This is a genomic window from Motiliproteus coralliicola, assembly GCF_003345655.1.
GTDB lineage: Bacteria > Pseudomonadota > Gammaproteobacteria > Pseudomonadales > Balneatricaceae > Motiliproteus > Motiliproteus coralliicola.
Genome location: NZ_QQOH01000002.1, coordinates 788,023 through 808,828, shown reverse-complemented (window position 1 = coordinate 808,828; position 20,806 = coordinate 788,023). Strand labels below are relative to the sequence as shown.

General features: G+C 50.4%; 17 protein-coding genes. All 17 read right to left on the bottom strand.

Annotated elements, in window-relative coordinates; translation table 11 throughout:
- Positions 1-11: 11 nt before the first annotated feature.
- From DV711_RS10600 to DV711_RS10525, 17 genes are read right to left on the bottom strand one after another with little or no spacing between them, the layout of a single operon-like run.
- Complete coding sequence (locus DV711_RS10600) at positions 12-1,142, bottom strand: glycosyltransferase family 4 protein (protein WP_165840077.1); 1,131 nt, start codon at positions 1,140-1,142, stop codon at positions 12-14.
- Positions 1,143-1,176: 34 nt separating this feature from the next.
- Positions 1,177-1,992 carry a class I SAM-dependent methyltransferase gene (locus DV711_RS10595; protein WP_207802600.1) on the bottom strand — a complete coding sequence of 272 codons (816 nt, stop codon included), beginning with the start codon at positions 1,990-1,992 and terminating at the stop codon, positions 1,177-1,179.
- Between the two features lie 42 nt (positions 1,993-2,034).
- Positions 2,035-3,876, bottom strand: a complete 1,842-nt coding sequence (gene asnB, locus DV711_RS10590) for an asparagine synthase (glutamine-hydrolyzing) (RefSeq protein WP_114695620.1) — start codon at positions 3,874-3,876, stop codon at positions 2,035-2,037.
- Between the two features lie 37 nt (positions 3,877-3,913).
- Positions 3,914-5,035, bottom strand: a complete 1,122-nt coding sequence (locus DV711_RS10585) for a glycosyltransferase family 4 protein (RefSeq protein ID WP_114695619.1) — start codon at positions 5,033-5,035, stop codon at positions 3,914-3,916.
- Positions 5,028-5,822 (bottom strand): CDP-alcohol phosphatidyltransferase family protein, encoded by a 795-nt coding sequence (locus DV711_RS10580; RefSeq protein ID WP_165840076.1) that lies wholly within the window; start codon positions 5,820-5,822, stop codon positions 5,028-5,030. Before DV711_RS10580 ends, DV711_RS10585 begins: the two co-directional genes overlap by 8 nt.
- 4 nt (positions 5,823-5,826) lie before the next feature.
- Positions 5,827-7,179 (bottom strand): nucleoside/nucleotide kinase family protein, encoded by a 1,353-nt coding sequence (locus tag DV711_RS19340; RefSeq protein WP_133297441.1) that lies wholly within the window; start codon positions 7,177-7,179, stop codon positions 5,827-5,829.
- Positions 7,176-8,249: a hypothetical protein gene (locus DV711_RS10575; RefSeq protein ID WP_114695617.1), complete on the bottom strand. Its 1,074-nt coding sequence runs from the start codon at positions 8,247-8,249 to the stop codon at positions 7,176-7,178. The genes DV711_RS19340 and DV711_RS10575 overlap by 4 nt, the downstream gene beginning before the upstream one ends.
- Positions 8,246-9,055, bottom strand: coding sequence for a class I SAM-dependent methyltransferase (locus tag DV711_RS10570; RefSeq protein ID WP_114695616.1), 810 nt, complete (start codon positions 9,053-9,055; stop codon positions 8,246-8,248). Before DV711_RS10570 ends, DV711_RS10575 begins: the two co-directional genes overlap by 4 nt.
- Positions 9,056-9,062: 7 nt before the next feature.
- The gene (locus DV711_RS10565; protein ID WP_114695615.1) at positions 9,063-10,403 is read right to left on the bottom strand and encodes an MATE family efflux transporter; all 1,341 of its coding nucleotides are present in this window, start codon (positions 10,401-10,403) and stop codon (positions 9,063-9,065) included.
- Complete coding sequence (locus DV711_RS10560; protein WP_207802599.1) at positions 10,400-11,386, bottom strand: glucosamine inositolphosphorylceramide transferase family protein; 987 nt, start codon at positions 11,384-11,386, stop codon at positions 10,400-10,402. Before DV711_RS10560 ends, DV711_RS10565 begins: the two co-directional genes overlap by 4 nt.
- Positions 11,367-12,521, bottom strand: coding sequence for a phosphonoacetaldehyde reductase (locus tag DV711_RS10555; RefSeq protein WP_114695613.1), 1,155 nt, complete (start codon positions 12,519-12,521; stop codon positions 11,367-11,369). Before DV711_RS10555 ends, DV711_RS10560 begins: the two co-directional genes overlap by 20 nt.
- Positions 12,514-13,629, bottom strand: coding sequence for a phosphonopyruvate decarboxylase (gene aepY / locus DV711_RS10550; RefSeq protein WP_114695612.1), 1,116 nt, complete (start codon positions 13,627-13,629; stop codon positions 12,514-12,516). The genes DV711_RS10555 and aepY overlap by 8 nt, the downstream gene beginning before the upstream one ends.
- An 8-nt stretch (positions 13,630-13,637) precedes the next feature.
- A complete protein-coding gene (aepX, locus tag DV711_RS10545; protein WP_114695611.1) occupies positions 13,638-14,942 on the bottom strand; it encodes a phosphoenolpyruvate mutase in 1,305 nt (434 codons plus the stop codon).
- A 23-nt stretch (positions 14,943-14,965) separates the two neighbouring features.
- The gene (locus tag DV711_RS10540; protein ID WP_114695610.1) at positions 14,966-15,988 is read right to left on the bottom strand and encodes an NAD-dependent epimerase; all 1,023 of its coding nucleotides are present in this window, start codon (positions 15,986-15,988) and stop codon (positions 14,966-14,968) included.
- Positions 15,989-16,030: 42 nt separating this feature from the next.
- Positions 16,031-17,305, bottom strand: coding sequence for a Vi polysaccharide biosynthesis UDP-N-acetylglucosamine C-6 dehydrogenase TviB (gene tviB / locus DV711_RS10535; RefSeq protein ID WP_114695609.1), 1,275 nt, complete (start codon positions 17,303-17,305; stop codon positions 16,031-16,033).
- 34 nt (positions 17,306-17,339) lie between these two features.
- Positions 17,340-19,259, bottom strand: coding sequence for a polysaccharide biosynthesis protein (locus tag DV711_RS10530; protein WP_114695608.1), 1,920 nt, complete (start codon positions 19,257-19,259; stop codon positions 17,340-17,342).
- Positions 19,256-20,605, bottom strand: a complete 1,350-nt coding sequence (locus DV711_RS10525; RefSeq protein ID WP_114695607.1) for a UDP-glucose dehydrogenase family protein — start codon at positions 20,603-20,605, stop codon at positions 19,256-19,258. The genes DV711_RS10530 and DV711_RS10525 overlap by 4 nt, the downstream gene beginning before the upstream one ends.
- Between the last annotated feature and the right edge of the window lie 201 nt (positions 20,606-20,806).

The following is a 20,806-nucleotide window of genomic DNA, read 5'->3' as shown; positions in this document are numbered from 1 at the left end:
CCTGGCTGCTATCAACCGGCCTCATGTAGTTTCTCCAGCTGCGAGATATAGCATTCTGCCACCTGAGGCCAGCTCGGCATTGAAGCCACCCTCGCCCTACCACCAGTCCGGCAACGCTCAAGCCTTTCAGAATCAGAGAACAGCTGCTCGATTGTTGCGAGAATTGACTGAGGATCAACAGGGTCAAAGTAGGACGCGTTATCCGCGCAGACATCCCGGGCAAAATCACGATCTGACGTTAGGACAGGAACCCCATAGTACATCGCCTCAATATAGGTCCCTGAAAAAGACTCCAGCAACGTCGGCAAGATCATCCCATCGACAGCACGATATAAAGCAGGGACCCGCTGCATATTCACAGGCCCGATATTCACCACTATTTCATCTAACTGCTCAGCGGCCAATTGATTAAGCAACTGACGGCAAGCAGGCATCTCTTCAGCGCCTAGGGTCAACAAGATGCGAATCGATAACCGCTGCTCTCTGATCAGCCGTGCCAGCGGAAGGAAAACTTCAAGGTTCTTATGGGTATAGTAGCGGCTCAGACACAACAGGGTGCGCCCTTCGGTTAACCTTAAATAATCAAATTCAGAACCACATTGCCCTTCTACTCCAGCCTCTGAAGGCAGTGAAATCGCATTAGGAATTACCTCCAGCTGCTGAGATGGCAATCCAAACTGTTGCATTAAACGCCGTTTAGCGGTTTCTGTCTGCACTGCTACTTTCGACGCCCCGCCAATTGTATGGGAGACGTTTGCAATCATCAGATTTAGGATCAGCCGGTCTTTCCAGCCAATTTTTCCCCAGCTATGTCGATCAGGGTAAATGGCATAAGGCAGATGAAAAAGAACGAGCTGCGGCCCGTCAAAAGGCGTGGCTATATTGCCCATGCTAAAAAGTACGTCAGCCTCCAGTTCCCTGACCTTGGCCGGTATCCATATTTTATCGGCATAGGGGCGAAACCAGATGCGATTGAGCCAGGGCGGTACCGGGTGGATCCGCAAGTTTTCACTGGCCAGTGCTTCATAACCAGCCCCACTGGGCACCAAGGCGTCAATGGTGTGGTGTGAAGCCGCTCCTTCAGCACAGGCTCGCAAAAAGTTAAGTCCGACACTGCGCCCTCCTGCAGCACGCAGAGCCATCGCATTAACACAAATTCTCATCTGTCGATAGTAACTATCTGTTATAGAGGTTAATTCGGCTCATCATTGCCGCGTAATCTGACTCATTCAGATTACGCGAGGGCTGCCAATGGGAGGGTTTTCTGGCGATCAACAGCCAGCTATCCCGCCACCCTGGAAACAAACATGTGATCGCACGGAAAAAAGGTCTTGCCGGCGCAGGTAGTACTCTTAACATGTGGTGACAGCTACGCAGTTCTATCTTCTCCAATCCGAGGTAATCGCTAAGCAGGCTCAAATCGCCTTTAACATACTCGCGTATATGCCCACGCCAGGGCCCTTTATTCCAGTAGAACGAATCAAAGGCGGGAAGGTTGGTTTTTCCGGATAATACAGAAATGCGTTTCCTGAGATTGACGGCATTCGGCACCGTAATGAATAACAACCCGCCGTCCTTTACCAATGCCAGCAGGTCATTCAACAAATCCCTGGGCGAGTCATGCAAGTGCTCCAGTACATCATGGAGCATCACCATATCAAAACCACGGCACTCGGCGGAGCCAAGGATTGAGTAATCCATTACATACTCAATACCAATTTGTCTCGCAAAAGACAGGATCTTATCCCGGTTATCAGCCTCAAGATGCCAATCATCTGATAGATCGTCAAAAGCGGTACATTGATAGCCTAACCTTTGCAAGACCGCTGTTTTATCACAGGGCCCGGCCCCGAAATCCAAAATACGGCCTCCTGTGGGCAAGTACTTCCTAACGCTATTGGCAACATTGATATATGCCTCTTCAGACGCAGACATATATCCCCCGAAAGGAAAAACGGTTGCAAGCTGCTTAATTTCCTTATCAATTTCCATATCGTTCATCGTACTTTATTCACAATACAGTCTGCCATTGAGTCACCCAAACGCCTGCTTGCTGCTCCACTGTTGAAGATTATTTTTCCAGGAGACAAACGCAGCCAGCGCCCAGATAAAATTCCCTTTGGTAGAGCCTTTAATCAAAAAATCATCAACGAGTTCACAAATTTTGCCACGACTGAGCCACTCGTCATCTTCCCATTCATCCCGCAGCTGGTCTAAAAGCGGGAACATCGGCCCTCTTAGCCAATCATCTACTGGCACATTAAAGCCTTGCTTAGGTCTATCCCAAAGCTCATTCGGCAAATAGCGTTGCAATACATGCTTGAGCGGCGACTTGCCCATAAGATCCGGCACTGCGAACCTTGCCGAGAATTCAGCCAAGCGATGATCTAGCAAAGGTTCCCGGGCCTCAACTGACCATTGCATAGTGCTCAAGTCCGTCTTCGACAGCAACTGCTCAGGCAAATAAGAGCGAATATCTAACTCAGCCGCTCGCGTCGCGCCGAAGCTCGAGTTAAGTGTTCGAGAAAAGGGTTCCTGCGCTAAAGCTTGCCAGCTTTCACCCAACGGGCCGGAAACCATCGCCCTGAGATAACAGTATCTACTTTCGAAGTTCGGCTGCTGCAGGAACCCGCGTATCAATGCGTAGCGTTTAGCGGGTAAAAAACGCGCCAAAACGGCCATCGCTCTTGCTGCAAGAGGTCCTATTTGCTCCAGCCGTCGAAAACGCTCCATTACCTGATGCAATCGATAGCCTAGAAACAACTCATCGCCACCGTCACCGGTCAGGCAGACCTTAACCTGTTGCTCGCTCGCCAGCCGGGCGATGATAGATGTAGGCAGCATCGCAGGGTCGGTCAGTGGCTCATCCGAGAGTGGAAACACGCGTTCAGCCTCAGCCAACAATCCGCTGGGGCTCAATACCAACTCTTCATAGCGGCAGCCCAGGTGCCTTGCTATCTGCTTGGCGTAACGGCTCTCATCATAATCCGGATGATCAAAACCAAGCGTAAAGGCGGTGACCGGTTCTGATGATTGTTCCGCCATCAAGGCGGCAACCAAACTTGAATCTATCCCCCCTGATAAGAAAACCCCGACAGGAACATCGCTGGTCAACCTTAATCTCACCGAGTCATTAAGCAGCCGGTCAAGCTCATCAACACTGCTATCAGTCCAGGGGGTAGCCTTGGCTAAGCGTGTTGGCATGCGCCAGAAATTCTCAACATGGCAGTGACCATCGGCACGAAAAGTCAGGCAGCTGCCAGGAGCTACCTTTCGCACACCTTCGATCAAAGTATCCGAGCCACAGACCCACCCCATCTCGTAGAACTGCCCCAACGCCTGGCTATCCAATTGACAGTGCCCACGTAAAAGCTGTAACGGTTTGAGTCGACTGGCAAAGCTGAGCTGCTGGCTATCCCGGCTATAAAACAGGGGTTTTACCCCAAAGCGATCGCGCGCCAGTAGCAGCTCCTGCTTGTGCTGGTCAAAAAGCGCCAGAGCAAACATGCCTATAAAGCGACTAAAGCAGGACCTTCCCCAGTGCCGATAGGCATGCAAAATCACCTCGGTGTCGCTACTGCTGGAAAAAACGCAGCCTGAGCAAACCAGTTCTTCTCGCAGCTCTTGGTGGTTATAAATTTCACCATTAAAAACAAGAAGATTACCGTTTGCCAGATCCTTCATTGGCTGATGCCCACTCTGACTCAAGTCGATGATCGACAAGCGTCGATGAGCCATTGCCATGGAACCATTGAGGCACTGCTCGACTCCAGCGTCATCCGGCCCTCGATTGACCATCGCTTCGCGCGCATGAATCAATGCATCAAAGTTGACCGCTTCCCCGTCAAGACGCCATTGCCCGACAAGACCACACATCTACAAGCCCTCGACTAAAAGCAATACGTCCACGCGACTAGCCCCGGGATAAGAGGCGCTGATAGGTTTTAAGATAACGCGGCACCACCTCTTTCCAACTGAGTTCATTCAGATAACGTTGCTTCGCAGCAGCCCCCCAGCCATTTAACAATTGGCGATTTGTGGCCAGCCTTGCAACCACATCAACGGCCTCGGAATCTTCAGTAAAACAGTAGCCTGACACCTCATGAGCAATCGCCTCCGGTACTCCGCCTACCGAGGTTGATACCGCAGGCACCCCGAATAACGCAGCTTCCATTACCACACGAGGAAAACCTTCAGTTAACGTGGTCATCAACAGCAGGTCTATTTTTGGGTAAGTTTCTTCAAGGTTTTGCCATCCATGAAAAACCACCCGATCATGATAGGCGCTAGGAAATGAAGCCAGCAGCTGGCGTCGAATACTCTCATTCTGGTGGCCAAACAGATGAAAACGTAGAGATACTCCCCGCTGCAGTAGTCCAGCAATGATACGAAATGCCCTGGCTGGGTCTTTTAACGGGTCATCTAAGCGCCCGACAAAGCCAATATTCAACACCTCATCTGCGGGCCTTGGCTCGATTATCGCAACACTGTTTATCAGCCTTTCAGGTGCGAAATTAGGAATCATACTCAGCCGAGGCTTGATACTGCCGCCAGGGCGGTTCAGCGACCCAAGGGCTGCCTGTGATACAGCGATAACCTCGTCACATACTGACAGATAAAACCACTTTCGAAGGAGAATTTTCCAGCCAGTCCCCACCTCTACACGGAGATTCCAGATCAACTTCGTTCGACACAGCACACAAGGTAACAACCATAAAAGCAGCGTCTCATTGGTACAGTGAACGATATCGATACGTTCGCGACGCAGCAGGCCACAAGCGCGCCATAAATATCGGCAAATCCACAGCAGGTGACGCCCACCAGGGTACCCACGGCGGCCAAGTAGATGATGACGCGAAGCAAGCTGACGCTGCTTGTAGTAACGGTAGAATGGCGTGTCGCTCTGCAGTGCTACCGAGACCTCTATCGGGAGGGACTCGCGGCTTAAGTGTTCGACCAGGTCCAGAGTACTGACCTGAGAACCGCCGAAGGTTGCACTCGCTTCTGGAAAGAGAACTCGAAGAGGCTCAGACACGCCCTTTTAACGCCCCAATAAAGTCAGCCATTGAAGTGCCCACCCGATCCTGAAAAAACTCAGAATAGAATGACTTAGCCACCAGGGTATAACCCAATACTAAGATCAACACCCAGGCCCAGGCGACCACCTGATGTTCGCCAACCGACGCACCAACGATAAAGGCGACAAGAATAAGAGAAGCCCGAAAGAAGGTTTCAAACGGCACTCGCAGCAATCTCGACCAGAGCCCCATCTCCTTCCAAACCTTATCATCATAGCTTTGAGCTTCATCAACCTCGACGCTGTCCCATGATGCGCGGATGTTACGGTATATAACGCATTGCGCATACAAGCCGATGATTTTTTCAAGGTAGGCCATTGCGACACCTGCGGTAACAACCAATACCAAGGGCCAGCCCATCGTTTGGGCAACATAAAAAGACAGCCCTAGCATGATCGCCATGTCGTTGACGCCGCCAACAAAGTAGTCAAGGTAAGTGCCCCGCAGAGAACCTTTTCCGCTATAACGTGCTACTTCACCATCAACACAATCGAACAGGAAACCCAACCAGATCAACACAGCACCAGCAACGCCCCAACCGACTTGACCAAGCATCAGCAGGCCGCTGCCAGCGCAGCCCAGCAACATTCCCATTAAGGTCACCCAGTTTGGGCCTACCCCCAGGCGAACAAAAAACCAGGTAAAGTAGATCGAAAAGGGGCGTAATAAATACCATTCCATTAACGGATCAATTTTCTGCTTATAGGCAGGTTGGCAGACAGCTCTAAGCTCTTTGATGGTCAACGTATTAAGCCCCTTTCCAAACTTCAAAAATTTTTGCCAATGCCTGTTTCGCATTTTCATCCAGTGGTTGATCAGAACTCAGCTCTAAAACCTCAACCCCCTGCTTTGCAAGCTCTGCCCCAACTCGCCGGTATTCAGAAACATGATGCTCCGCTTGTTCAAGAGATATGCTTGGCTTACGCCGATGAATCGTTTCTGCGCTGGCGGTGGCAATAATAAGCAAGCCCGGCCGAGGGTAAAGCCGCCGATATAAAAAGTTATTAACTTTAAAAAACGGGCTTTGGTACTCTAAAAACTCATCGTAAACATAGCGATCAGTCAGAACAATGGTGCCACGTAAACGGTGAATCAAAGCGAGTCCATATTTTGCTAGATACTCAAGATACTGGTTAACAAGCAGAACAGCCAAGCCAACCTGCTTTATCACTCTACTCTTGGCAGCAGGCGGATGCGACTTACCTGGAATCACTTTAACTTCTGGTTGATCCGTTTTTCGAACATCCACCCCTCGTATTTTTCGCTCAAGCCAACGATGAAGCTTAGTTGTCGGTAAAAGCATGTTACGTGAGGCCCAATAAATGGAACGAATCTTAATCGGTAGGTTTTTATTTATCTCACGCTCTAGCGAGCTTTTTCCGGCGCCATCAATGCCGACCAAGCTAACAAGCGGACCACGACAGGTTACTATTTGAGGGGCACGTAACAGCAACGATGCCCACCATCTAAGCCTCGCCCCAAAAGAAACTTTCTCAAAAACTGTTCTAATCAGAGCATCTACACTGTGCGGAGGCACATTCGAGCCCTGTCGAAGGGAGCCTAATAACGCGTCGCAATCTCCAGACGAAATACCGTATCGACGCAAACAGCCATCAAGTTCTGAAAAGCCTTCATTAAGGGTAACCAGCTCGTCACGATAATGTTCTACAGATCGCCCTTTGAATAACACCGCCAGTAAAATAAAGAACAGCCGATCGGATGGCGACAGACACGCCACTCCTTCAGACAGTTCACCCCGCTGGCGCATTTGTTCGATTAGTCCCTGTGTTAAACGATAAGACCTGCCAAGATGAGAAAAATAGAGCTGCCAATGAGCATCAAGTAGGCATAGCCTTGCTATACGCTCTTCGTAGCTATGCAGCAAAACCTTATCAGCAGCACCTTTCTTCCACTCCTGAAAGAACCCCCCTCCAAGCTCGGAGGCCGAAAACGCCTGTGCAGTAGAGCACGGAGCAAATAAATCTAAATCCTTATCCGTTGTACCACCAAGAAATTCAGCAAGCCTTTCTTTAGTCGTCAGGACCAATACTCCAGGCTTTGACAAAAACCGCGCTGCAACTTGTTTGCGTAAAGGTGTCACTGAGTTCCTCCCAATAACCGCTTCAAACGGTCGACACCGTCACACCAATCCTTTGCGGTTTGCTCTAGGCAGCTATCCCAGCGGCCAGAGTTCATATACAGGCAATATTTTTCAACCAGAGCCAGTCGTAACGCCGTAATCAAAAAACTACGGTCAACCTCTCTGCCTAATAGCTGATAACTGAGGCGTTCTAGAAGTGTCCAGGGGGAGTTCGAAGGATAATCTATACCATGCACAGCGGGGTGTATCACGATATTCATAACGTCGTGTAGCTCACTACGCATGGAAGCGACTTCCCAATCAATCAGCCAAAACTGCTGGCGGTGATGAATAATATTCTCCGGTTTAAAGTCCCCGTGACTCAAACTCAGTACCACATTGTCTGCTTCCTTGCTCAAACTGCTGATGAGTTCGGAAAAGTATGGGTTGATACAAGCTTCGGGAAGCGTCTGTGCTAAGTTCTTAGCATAACTGCCTACGCTCACCTGTTGGTGATGAGCAGGCAGATTTCGACATTGGATTATCTGCAGCGCTGTCGAAAACCCTTCTTCCAACAACGAGGCCTCATTCCGGTAATCCAGCGGCCTGCCTGGCCTCAAATCTGAAGACACACGGACGCCGCCGCCCTCCAGATGATCGATTGTGTCATCGATATAATTAAGGCTTTCACAAAGGTAAGGAGCTAGAGGCTCCTTGTACAATTTCGAGACCCGCTTTCGAGCGAAGTCATACTCAATAATAGAATTACCGAAATAAACCAGGTCACCGTCCAACGCAATCCTAACCGTAGCAGGGGCGAACCACCTCGGAGCCCAGGAAACGGCTGCCAGCCACAGCTTCCATAGCCAGTAGTGCTGCCTCCCTGCACGGGAGAAATGCTCACATATGAAGCGACGACTTGAGCTGTCCAGGTGCTTTATCACCAGTCCCATCTGAGGGATAAAGACGCAATAATCTGGTTCACCTGTTTGCGCCAGCGGCCAATCAAGAGTTGCGCCAGCATCGTCTATTTTTCTTTTCCAGTAGTTGCTAAAGAGTGCGTTGGAATTAGGCTGGACTGTAACGATCACTTTTCGTCCCTGCTGCAAGCGGTTGAGGATCGTTGAGCGAGCAGCATGAAATGTGTGCTTCGCTGGTGCCCTGTCCGAAACGTTAACTTGGAAAAAACCAGCCAGAAAGGGTACAGAAGGTTTATGTAGGGTTTTCGCGAGCGCTGCGCCTCAATCAGCCAGCGGAGTAATGGATTAGGGTATTGAATGACTTCTTCAAGGATAAAGCCCTGAGCCACCAAAGCTTGCTGAATATTTTCCAGCCGATACAGCGGTGCCAACTTATCAATCGATACATCGCCGGTAAAGTAACCAAAATCCGATTGATAATGGCGATCCAGATAAGGCAATGACAGAATCAGATGGCCGCTAGGCTTCACCATCGAACATGCCTTTTTAAGGTATTCCATGCCATCTTCTGTGTAGTAGATGGCATCTAAGCAAACTACAAGATCAGCATCGGTACTGGCCTTATACTGATCAAAGCGGCAGCATTCAAACAACACTTTCCCGTCAGTAAAGTGCCGCGATTTCAGCTGAGCATGTGTTATCGCTGCGGCATCCCCATCAATTCCAAATACACTAGCGTTTACAAACCTTTTCTGGAGCCAAAAGGTGTACATTCCGTCACCACAGCCGAAATCGACAATGGAGTTGACCGACTCATTATCAAGTCGATCAACTAATGCCCTAAGGCTCCACAGCTTAACCGCAAAGCCAAAACCCAGATGCCCCAAAAACTTTCGCAGCATTCGCTTAAGCATCGCCTCTTCAAACAAGGCATCTTCTCGACCCAACCTAAGAAAATCGATCATCATTACTGCCATATAGTGATCACGCCAAAGTACTTACAAGAAGCAGCGTACAAGTCCCACAACAAACGGCGCTCACCCAAAGCCAGTGTTCCCCCCAAGCAGTTGCACCCCATTTCAAATAGATCTGCCAGGATTTAGCCAGTGCATGTAACACCCGGGTAAGACAAGTAGCCCAGACAGCGCCTAAAACACCGTAAGCGGGGATCAGCAGAAAATTCAGCCCAACATTGAAAGCGACCATCACGGCAACCAACTGAGCCTCACGAGACTGAGCTCCGCCAAGCTGAAGCATCCTTCCAGAGGTACCAAATAAAACATTGATGTATTCGCCTAGAAGCAATATCAGAAGTAACGATTCGGCCCGTATATAGGTCTCATCAAACAACGACAACAACGGCTTAGCGAAAACCACAAACAAGACAACGACGATGGAGGCGCCTAATGCTAGCAGTCGGTTACAGCGCTGATAGAAGCCAACAGCGTCTTCGACAGCGGCGGCGGCAAACGCGGATGAGAGTTTTGGGGTCAAATAGGCATCTACCAACAGCAGCATCAATGGTAGAGTCGCTGCGACAGTAAAAGCAACACTGTAATCAGCGACGTCACCGGCCCTCACCCAGCCAATCAACATCAATCGATCAACATTTCCCAACGCCACATAACAGAGCATCGACAGCAGCAGGGTAAAGCTATAGCGCCAAAATTCGCCCGGTGGGAGCTTGGCTGCCCAAGCATCCAACCAGCCATCAAGCTTCATTACCCACAGGCACCAAGCCGCCAAAAGCAAAACCACGACCCAGCTGAAGAATGCATAAAGGTTCAGCAGTGCATCTAGCGACTGCCCCTCTTTCCAGGCCAGTAAAGCCACACCAACCAGAAAAAGGCCATTAAAAAGAAGCTGTGAGGAGACCACGTAGGACGTTGACCTTCCAGAGGCCAGCAATAGATGACCAAATAGAAGAATCAGGGCTTGCGCAGGCAAGGTCCAAGCAACGATAAGCCAGTGTTTAGGTTGCAATTGAAAGTCGATAGCAAATCCCAGCTGCATCAATACTTGGTAGGTTCCGGCTATTATCACCGAGGCGGCCACCACTGCCGCAGGGGGGTAAAAGACCATTCCCCTTAAAGCTTGAGCATCTGTTTTTGTCGCCAACCTCGGATAGTACCCGACGACCCCTTTTGGCAGCCCAATCACCGCGACAATAGACAGCATTGAGGTCAACGACAGAAATACATTAAATAAACCGTAATCTGCATCTGAGAAAGTCCGTGCCAAAATGACTTTAGCTATTAACGCGGTTCCCTTGCCTAACGCGAGAGCAATAGCCGATACCAACGCCAGAGAGAGAGCCGTTCTCAACTACTTACCCTTGCTTGAATTCCTTTAGCCACCAAGCTTTCCCCATCATCAAGCGCTATATGCCATTTCTCACCATCAAAGCCATCGGTTGCGACCCAAGAAAAGTTCTCAGCATTGATCATGGCGATATGATGAGTACCCCATGACCTCCAAGCCACCTTCGAATCAGGGGTCATGAAAGCCTGGGGGGACTGAGAAACCCTGCCCCTTCCCTGCTTCAAGCCGCTCAGTTCGATTAGCGATAACGCCTCCCCGTAGAGTTTATTGTGGTACTGATGCTGGACAGGTAAAACCAAACGCCCGTCAACTTCAAGCGCCCCTCCACCAAGCCGCCAGGGCCGGGTGCGATACCAACGGTAAGGCAATATCCGGTTAGCCAGCCGGGTGAGGAGCGATCGGGAAAGCAAAGGGTTCGCAGCATGAGGCTCCCAAGAGATTAAATCCGTTGAGGTATAAAGCAGCAACTGACCTCCATGACTACCATCGGACACGAACAAATGCCAAGTCCCGTCTTCTCGCACCAATACCTTGTCAGATGGCAAGGGGGCGTCTTCCAATTTACCTTCGTGCAAAAGAGACCAGCCAAAAGGAAAGTGCCCCTTACTGGTTTCATAAATACGAAACAGCTTGGCGCTAGAATCGCCACCAAGATTAACATCAGGAATCAAAAGGATTCTGTCGTTATCAACGAACAGGAAAGGGAAAGAATACTCTGCTGAATCATTCGACCAAAGCTCGTCCAGATAGACCAATGCCTTTTTATCTAGACTCAGTTCGAATGCCCCCAGCGTCTTAAAGTAACAACCACTCTGTCTGTAACCTTCAACCTCGGCCAGAACATAAACATTTCCCTTGAGGGCGAGGGGAAATGGATCTGCAATAGTAACTACTGACTGATATCCAGCGAGACTGTCCAGATCAACTTGATACTTACCTTTAGGCCTGAATTCCAGGTCCAAATCTCTAACCATCCGATCCTTCATCAGACCATATCAATGCCAAAGCAGCTGGCGTTAACCGCAAAGGGTTATTCCCTAACCGCTCTACATTGACAGCTGATAGCACTTGAGTTGCAGCCAATTGCGAGCACACACCCAACTGATTGAGTGAAGTTTCCAGCCCCACCTTTTCCATCAGTCGATATAACTTACCACAAGCCTGCTCAGGCCCTTCGGCGCCAAGCAAGTAGCATAGGTCTTGTAAACGCTGGGCTACGCACTCTCTAGAAAGAGGGTCAGCGGGTTGAAACTGTTCAACCTGACTGTTGAGTATCAAGATTTTTCCTAGGCTCAGCGCGACCGCATGCCCATGCGGTATTCCATAATTGCTCGTTAACGGGTACGACAAAGCGTGAGCAGCAGTAGTCTTGGCAATATTTATTGCCCGGCCAGCCCAGTAGGCACCTTCCAGCATCCTTTCCCGATTCAGTTCACTAGGCTGGTTAACCGCTGATTCAAGCGATGACCACAGCAGTCTTATAGCTATCTTAGAGTAGCCTTGGCTCTCATCTGTTGCTCCAACTGCCCAATAGGCCTCTATTGCCTGCGACAACGCATCGAATCCACTGATCGCCGTCAACCTGGCTGATAGCCCCAAGGTGAGATTTGGATCAAGAATCACCTTATCTGGCAGTACATTGGGGTCGGCGAAAGAGTATTTCTGTTTTTGGTGATAAACAACTGCAAAATGAGTTGCTTCACTCCCGGTACCTGCAGTTGTTGGTACTGCCACCAGGCAGAGCCCCTGAGGCAAACTGCCATAAACATGGGATAGCAATGACTCTACAGGTCCTGGAATAACCAGAAGCGCTCGAATTAGCTTTGCCATGTCCAGCACACTTCCTCCGCCAATCGCAACTATCAAGTCGGGGGAAAAGTTACGAGCTTGCTCAGCCCCCTTGACTGCATCTTCAAGCCTAGGGTTCACAGCAAAGTCGCTAAAACGATCAAATATTATTCCCAAGTCGCCAAACAAAGAAGTGAGCGTCTGATGGGCGCCACAACTTCTAAAGGATGAGCGACCAGTCACCAACAGTACTCTGCGACTAGCCCGCTTAGTAATTATCCGGGATAGCTCTTCGGCTAAGCCCCCTTGCAGCACGTTTATTTCATCAGCCATCCAGAAATTCCATAAAGCTTTTTTTGTTTTGTTTGGGTGAAGATGTGGGACGCCCTAAGTCCGCTCTATGTCCAGCTGCGATTTGGATTTCTACAAAAAGGGCCTTTTGACGTGGCTGAGCCAACAGTGCTCTAAGCTGCGTTGGTGATGCTACTGACTCTGCTTGCTTGAAACCGACTGCCACGGCCAAAGCAGGCCAATTAACTCGGTCCGCTATCGTCGCTTGTCCGCCTACAGAGTCATGGCACCCATTATTTAGCAACACATGCAGGTAGTTTTCATTGGCCAACACAGCATTGCTAGCTATGCCTCCCAAATGCATTAGAGCTGCGCCATCGCCATCCAGGCAGCAAACCCTCTGCTCAGGTTTGAACATTGACACGGACAATGCAATCTGTGAGGCATGCCCCATCCCACCTACCGTTAGAAAGTCCTGTCCGGAGAGAACATCATGATGGCAACGATATTCATAGAGTTCGCGTGAAGCCATTCCTGTAGTAGCCACCACTGCGGTATCTCTTCCTAGCTGATGGACCACACACTGTATAGCCTCTTCACGGCTCATAAGATTAAAACTAGAGGCGGCAGATGCATCATCTAGCTCTGTGGTAAAACTCTCTTTCCTTACTAGCAGAGCGACCGGACAGCTGTTTTTTCGGGCTAACCGCAGCAACTGCTCTAGCTGTTTTTCAGCCAGCCCCTCTTCCAATACCTCAAAAGGGATTTCCATCGCATCCAGCAGGGCCTTCGTAACTCGGCCCTGCTTCTGGTGCTGAGGTTCATCTTTGATACCGGGCTCACCCCTCCAGCCAATAAGCAACAGCATTGGAATGCCATAAACTTCTGAATCGGCCAACGACAGTAGCGGGTTCACTGCGTTGCCCAATCCTGAATTTTGCATATAGACCAGCGGCAACCCAGAACTGGCCAAATGATGGCCAATGGCCAATCCTACAGCAGCCCCTTCGCTTACTGCAGTAACATGAGGTATCTGTTTCTGCGCACTGAGCTGCTGGCAGAGTGATTTGAGAAGTGAATCGGGAACACCTGTGGCAAAGCTGACCCCCTGCCGTATCAGTAACTCAATATAATGGCTTGTTTCAAGCATTGCTCCACCTAGTGAGTTCCTGGTATCAGCTCCAAAATATCATTAATAGGCATACAGTCGGTTTCAGCTTCGGCTGATCGCTGATTCGCTAAAATCGATTTGGCAACTTTGACCATTCCCGGATAGGCTGCCCGTAGCATATGATTGGCGTAGATGACCACATTCACACCAGCATCACTGAGCTGGGATTCAGTGATCTGATTGTAACTGGTAGGTACTACAACAAGTGGAACGTTGAAGCCCCATTTCCTGAAAGCCTTACAATAAGCCAATATCTCATCGGCATCTGGTTTTCGACTATGGATCATAATGGCATCGGCACCAGATTCTATATAGGCCCGGGTTCTGATCAACGCATCCTCCTGCCCCTTGTCTAGAATAAGGCTTTCGATACGCGCTACGATCATGAAGTCCTGAGTAATTTGAGCCAGCTTACCCGCTTTAATCTTGTCACAAAAAGATTCTATTGAGGCCTGCTGCTGCACGACATCGTTACCTAACAGGGAGTTTCTTTTCAATCCAATCTTATCTTCGATAATAACCGCCGATACCCCAAGGCGCTCTAGATTACGAACAGTAAAAGCGAAGTGCTCTGGCAAACCACCTGTGTCCGCATCGAATATCATCGGTTTGGTGGTTACCTCAAAAATCTCATTAACGGTCGCCAACCTAGCCGTCATATCAACAGCTTCAATATCTGGCTTTCCCTTGGCAGTTGAGTCGGTCAAGCTGCTTGACCACATGGCATCAAACTCTAGCAGCTTGTGCTCACAGTTAACCTGTGTACGTTCTACGATCAAGCCGGACAAACCATTATGAACCTCCATAACCCTGACAACGGATTTGGAATCAATCAACCTGCGTAGTCGTTTCATCCGAATATCGGGAGTAGTACCTATCTCCTTCAAGGCACCGTGCAGCTGGGTGGAAGAAATACCCTGGGTATAGGGGACTTCAACCAACTCACCGCCCCAACTTGATATCAGCTCTTCCACCCGTTGACGAGTTTTCGCCTGAACACCTACCTTCCAGTCATCACCGTGCACGACAAAATCCGGTTTTAATTGCTGCAGGTTTTTTGAGTAGTCGAGAGTAGCTTGAGGTATCACTTGAGCCACGCTACTGAAGTTCTCAATTACAGTTTTACGCTGCTCGTAAGTCAGGTATGGCAACCGTTTGTAGCTTGCTATGGCTGCATCTGTCAGCAGCCCCACTGTTACTTCACCTAAGGATGCAGCTACCTTTAAGATATTTATATGCCCAGGATGAACAAGGTCAGCACTCATCCCAACATAAACAGTCTTCTTTGACATTAGTACTTCTCGAGAGGTCGAATTTAAAGTTCACCTTCACCAGCTTGATAATGGCGCTGGTACCAATCGACGAAACGCCCCACACCATCTTCCACTGTCGTTTCGGGTTTATACTCAACCCAATCAACTAACGACTGTACATCGGCATAGGTATCGGGCACATCGCCCGGCTGCAGTGGAAGCAAGTTCATCTCAGCCTTCTTACCAAGGGCCGTTTCAATAGCTCCGATATAATCCAATAACTCAACCGGATTCTGGTTACCGATATTAAATACCCGCCAAGGAGCTTTACTGGTTGCCGGATCAGGCTTCATCCCCGTCCAATTAGGATCAGGTTCAGCAATTCGATCCAATGTACGAACGATCCCCTCGACAATATCATCGATATAGGTGAAATCACGGCGGTGCTTGCCGTAGTTGAAGACATTGATGGGCTCACCTGCCAGTATGGCTTTAGTGAACAGGAACAGAGCCATATCTGGACGCCCCCAAGGGCCATAAACAGTAAAAAAGCGCAGGCCTGTAGTCGGCAGGCCGAAAAGATGGCTGTAGGTATGGGCCATCAATTCATTAGATTTTTTTGATGCCGCATAAAGTGATAACGGGTGATCAATGTTGTCATGCTCGGAAAATGGCATCGATTCATTGGCGCCATAAACTGAGCTCGATGAGGCATAGACCAGGTTCTCCACTTGATGGTGGCGACAGCCTTCGAGGATATTCAGAAAGCCGACAATATTACTGTCGATATACGAACGAGGATTTTCAAGGCTGTAACGTACCCCCGCCTGAGCGGCCAGGTGAACAACTCGATCAAACCTTTCGTCGGCGAACAGCTTCTCCATACCGCTCTGATCGGCGACATCTATTTTGACAAATGAAAAGGCATCGTCACCAATCAGCCTATCCAAGCGGGCCTGCTTCAGACTGACATCGTAATAATCATTGAGGTTGTCCAGTCCAACGACTTGATCGCCGCGATCCAGTAAAACCCGGCTGACGTGGGAACCGATAAAGCCTGCGGCTCCGGTGACCAAAACTTTCATTCGACCTTCCTTTTCTCTGTGAATTTGGTAGACGACAGCAGATCAAAGTCGAGCGTCTACAGCCCCTGCTGGCAATAAATGTTTGATGTCAAAAAGAACCGAATCAGGCTTTCCTAAAGCTTGAATTGCTTCGACACCCAACTCTTGGAACTGCTGATGGGATACGGCCAGAATAACAGCATCATAACTGCCGTTATTCAAGCTTGAACTCAGCTCAATACCGTACTCCTGTCGCGCTTCCTCAGGATCAGCCCAAGGATCATAGACATCCACACTGGCATGATACTCACCCAACTCCTCGATCATATCGACAACCCGAGTGTTACGTAGGTCTGGACAGTTTTCTTTGAAGGTCAACCCCAATATCAGTACCCGGCTATCAACCACTTGGATCTTTTTCTGGGTCATCAGTTTGACCACGTGGGATACGACGTGAGCCCCCATACCATCATTGAGCCGGCGCCCCGCCAGAATAATCTCCGGATGATAGCCGATCGCCTGGGCCTTATGGGTCAGATAGTATGGATCGATGCTGATGCAGTGCCCGCCAACCAAGCCTGGTTTGAAGGGGAGGAAGTTCCACTTGGTTCCTGCAGCGGCCAAGACCTCACCGGTATCGATGCCCAGGCGATTGAAGATTATTGCCAACTCATTGACCAGCGCGATATTCAAATCCCGCTGAGTGTTCTCGATGACTTTGGCCGCCTCGGCAACTTTAAGGGAGCTGGCTCGATGGGTTCCGGCGGTAATGATTGAGCCATAGAGGGCATCGATCCGCTCGGCAGCTTCTTCGGTCGAACCTGAGGTCACCTTTAGGATAGTCTCCAGACGGTGGGTCTTGTCACCGGGATTGATCCGCTCTGGACTATAGCCCACGGTGAAGTCTTGGTTGAACGTAAGACCGGAAACCTGTTCCAGAATCGGAACGCACACCTCTTCAGTAGCGCCAGGATAAACTGTCGATTCGTAGATCACCGTATCGCCTGCACATAACATCGAGCCCACCGTCTCTGAGGCCTTGCGTAACGGGGTCAGATCCGGCTGTTTATGCACATCGATCGGTGTAGGAACCGTAACGATATAATGGTTACAGCTTTTTAGCGCTTCGACATCGCAACTGAACTCCAGCTGCGGCACCGATGCCAGCTCTTCCGGACTGACTTCAAGCGTATCGTCACGCCCATGACGCAATGCTTGGACCCGTTGCGGATTGATGTCAAAACCCAGGGTCGGGTATTGCCGAGCAAAGGCAACAGCCAGCGGAAGACCCACATACCCCAGACCGATAACGGCTATCCGTTGCTGATTTTGTTCCATAGCCTTTCTGTACGACCTCTCTTCCAATCCGTTTCTATTGTTCGTGCGCAGGGTGCACATGATCGAGCAAGTCCTGATTCTCACATTGAGGTTTGAACCCGTTAACCTGCTCAAACATCAGCTGACGCAGCCCCAAAACCTGCTGCTGTTCAACCAATTCCTGCACCCGCATCACCAGCCGATCAAGTTCAATTGCATCAGGTCCCGCTTCATTGGCCACCCAGATGCGCTCATGGTTACTGATACTGACATCATCCCCGATCAGTAACTCTTCATACAATTTCTCACCGGGTCTGAGACCAGTGTAGCGAATCTCAATCCCCAGCTCGCCCTCTGCCTGGACTCTGTAACCACTCAAGCGGATCATTCTACGAGCCAGATCATCAATTTTCACCGGTTCGCCCATATCCAGCACGTAAAGCTCGCCTCCCATCCCCATGGCTCCGGCCTGAATAACCAGTGACGCAGCTTCTGGAATGGTCATGAAATAGCGAGTAATCCGCCGGTCGGTAACCGTCAGCGGCCCACCTTGTTCAATCTGTTTCCTGAACAGCGGGATCACCGATCCAGAAGAGCCCAATACATTTCCGAAGCGAACTATCACAAAACGCGTACTCTGGTTCTTAGAGTGCTGCTGCAAGCCCTGCAGAACCATTTCCGCCAATCGTTTACTGGCCCCCATGATATTGGTGGGTCGGACCGCCTTATCGGTTGAAACCAGCACAAAGCGATTCACCCCAGCCGTCATCGCCGCATGGGCCAGTTCCCAGGTACCCAGCACATTATTACGAATTGCCGGGATCACATTCTGCTCGACGATGGGGACATGCTTGTAAGCTGCGGCGTGAAACACTACCTCTACGCCAAATTCCCGAAGCACACGTCCCATCCGCTCAGCATCCGTAACCGAGCCCAGAACCGGTACAAGCTCTACATCCAATCGATAATGCTTCTTGAGCTGCCGTAATTCCGCTTCGATCTGGTAAAGACCAAACTCATTCTGTTCCAGCAGTAATAAACGATCGGGGTGTTGCATCAGCAACTGACGGCATAGTTCCGAGCCGATAGACCCTCCGGCCCCCGATACCAACACCATTCGCCCTTTGACCGATTTCGCCAACAGCTCCGGGTCGGGCTCGACCGGCGCTCGCCCTAGCAAGTCCTCTAACTGTACTTCGTTCAATGAAGTCAGATCCGCTTTTCCAAGCACGATCTGACCCAACGACGGGATGGAGCGTACGATCACATCCACCTGTTCCAACCCCTGTAGAATGCGTCGGCGATCCGGAGCTGTCAGGCCTGGCATCGCCAACAGCACCTCCAACGATTCATACTCGCCAGACAACGTCTCGATCACATCGGCGCCTCCGAGTACCGGCAAATCGGCTATCTGCTGACCTTTTAGCGTCGGATTATCATCGATAAACCCCAACAGCCGAACATCAGAGCTTTGCGACAACGAGCTTGCCAATTGGTAACCCGCCTCACCGGCGCCGTAGATCAAGGCAAAATGATCCCCTTTCCGACGAAAGGTACCGGCAATAAACCAGCGAAACATCTGTCGACTGCCGCCAACCAGGATGCAGAGCACCATCCAGAAGATAAACGGCAAGGAGCGGGGCGAAAAAAGCTCCCAATGGAAAAAATTAGACAGGTAAAAGGGCAGCATCGACCAGGCGATCGCCACCAACGCATTGGCATAAGCAATCGTCGACATGGCACGATGTCCGATATACCGGATCACCGCTCGATACAGCCCCAAACGGATAAAAATCGGCACGGCAACCAGCGGGGCACAGACAAACAACCACCACTGCTTGCCGCCAGGAAGATAAAACTCCCCGAGCCGAAGTGAAAATGCTATCCACAGCGCCAGGACCACCAGAACGGTATCCATCAACGCGATCACTACCGCCTTCTGGTAGCGATGCAGGGAAAGCAGAGTCGAAATCATCCGCGCTTGAATCCACCCAGGCTCCGACCCCGCCCCATACCGTAATAGGTAAAGCCTTGATCAGACATCTGCTGCGGGTCGAACAGGTTTCGACCATCAAAGATCAGAGTCTCTGTTAAGCGCTGGTGTAACATATCAAAATCCGGTGTCCTGAAGCTGGACCACTCGGTGCAGATAACCAACCCGTCGGCCCCCTCAAGAGCCTCATCCTGAGAATCGCAGAGCGCCAGGTCCTCTCGATCACCGTAGATTCGACGGGTTTCCGCCATCGCTTCCGGATCATAAGCCCGGACTCGGGCACCGGCCTGCCACAACTTCTCCATCAGTACCCTGCTGGGTGCTTCGCGCATATCATCGGTATTGGGTTTAAACGCCAATCCCCAGAGCGCAAAGGTCCGTCCCTTCAGGTCGCCGTTAAAGTGATTACTAATCCGCTCAAACAACTTCGATTTTTGGCGCTGGTTTACCGCTTCCACAGCGCCAATCAGCTGCGCTTCATAGCCGACTTTCTGGGCCATCCGCTCTATCGCCTGAACGTCCTTGGGGAAGCAGGACCCTCCATAACCGCAGCCTGGGTAGATAAAGTGGTAACCAATGCGGGGATCCGAACCAATTCCCTGGCGCACCAATTCAATATCGGCGCCGAGGTGTTCGGCCAAGTTGGCCATCTCATTCATAAAGCTGATTTTAGTCGCCAGCATCGCGTTGGCGGCGTATTTGGTCATTTCAGCCGAGCGAGGATCCATAAATACCAGCTTGTCGCGCATCCGGTTAAACGGCGCATAGAGTTCGGTCATCTGCTTACGAACCCAGTCCGACTCGGTACCCACGATGATTCGGTCCGGCTTCATAAAGTCGGCAACCGCATTGCCCTCCTTCAAAAACTCCGGATTGGAAGCAACCTGATAGTCCAGCGCCATACCCCGTTGCTGAAGCGCTTCACCGATAGCATCACTCACCAAGTCGGCGGTACCCACCGGTACAGTCGACTTATTCAGTACGATCTTGGGTTGCTTCATCAGCTCACCAACCTGAGCAGCTACAGCCAGCACATAGCTCAGATCAGCGGAACCATCTTGATCCGGCGGTGTCCCCACCGCGATAAAGATGACCTCGGCATAATCCACCGCATCAGCAGCATCGGTAGTGAAGCGCAGCCGGCCGGCATCGACATTCTTACTGACCAACGACGACAAGCCCGGCTCATAGATCGGAATCTCACCACCATTGAGGCGGTCAATTTTCTCCTGATCGATATCCACACAGCAGACCCGATGGCCCGAATCCGCCAGGCAAGTACCGGTTACCAACCCAACATAGCCGGTACCAAAGATCGTTACATTCACTGATAAATTCCTAATCAATCATTTTGCCAGACTACTGGGCTGTCCTCGGTTAGCTCCCACAGCTAAAGGCTGCCAACACCCTACCAGCCAGTAATCGGTAACTTTAACTTAACCTGATGACAACTCTGTCCTGCGTACAGCGACGAATCACCAAAGCCCTCGGGTATCAACCACTACTTTGTTCGCTAGCTGAAAGCACTG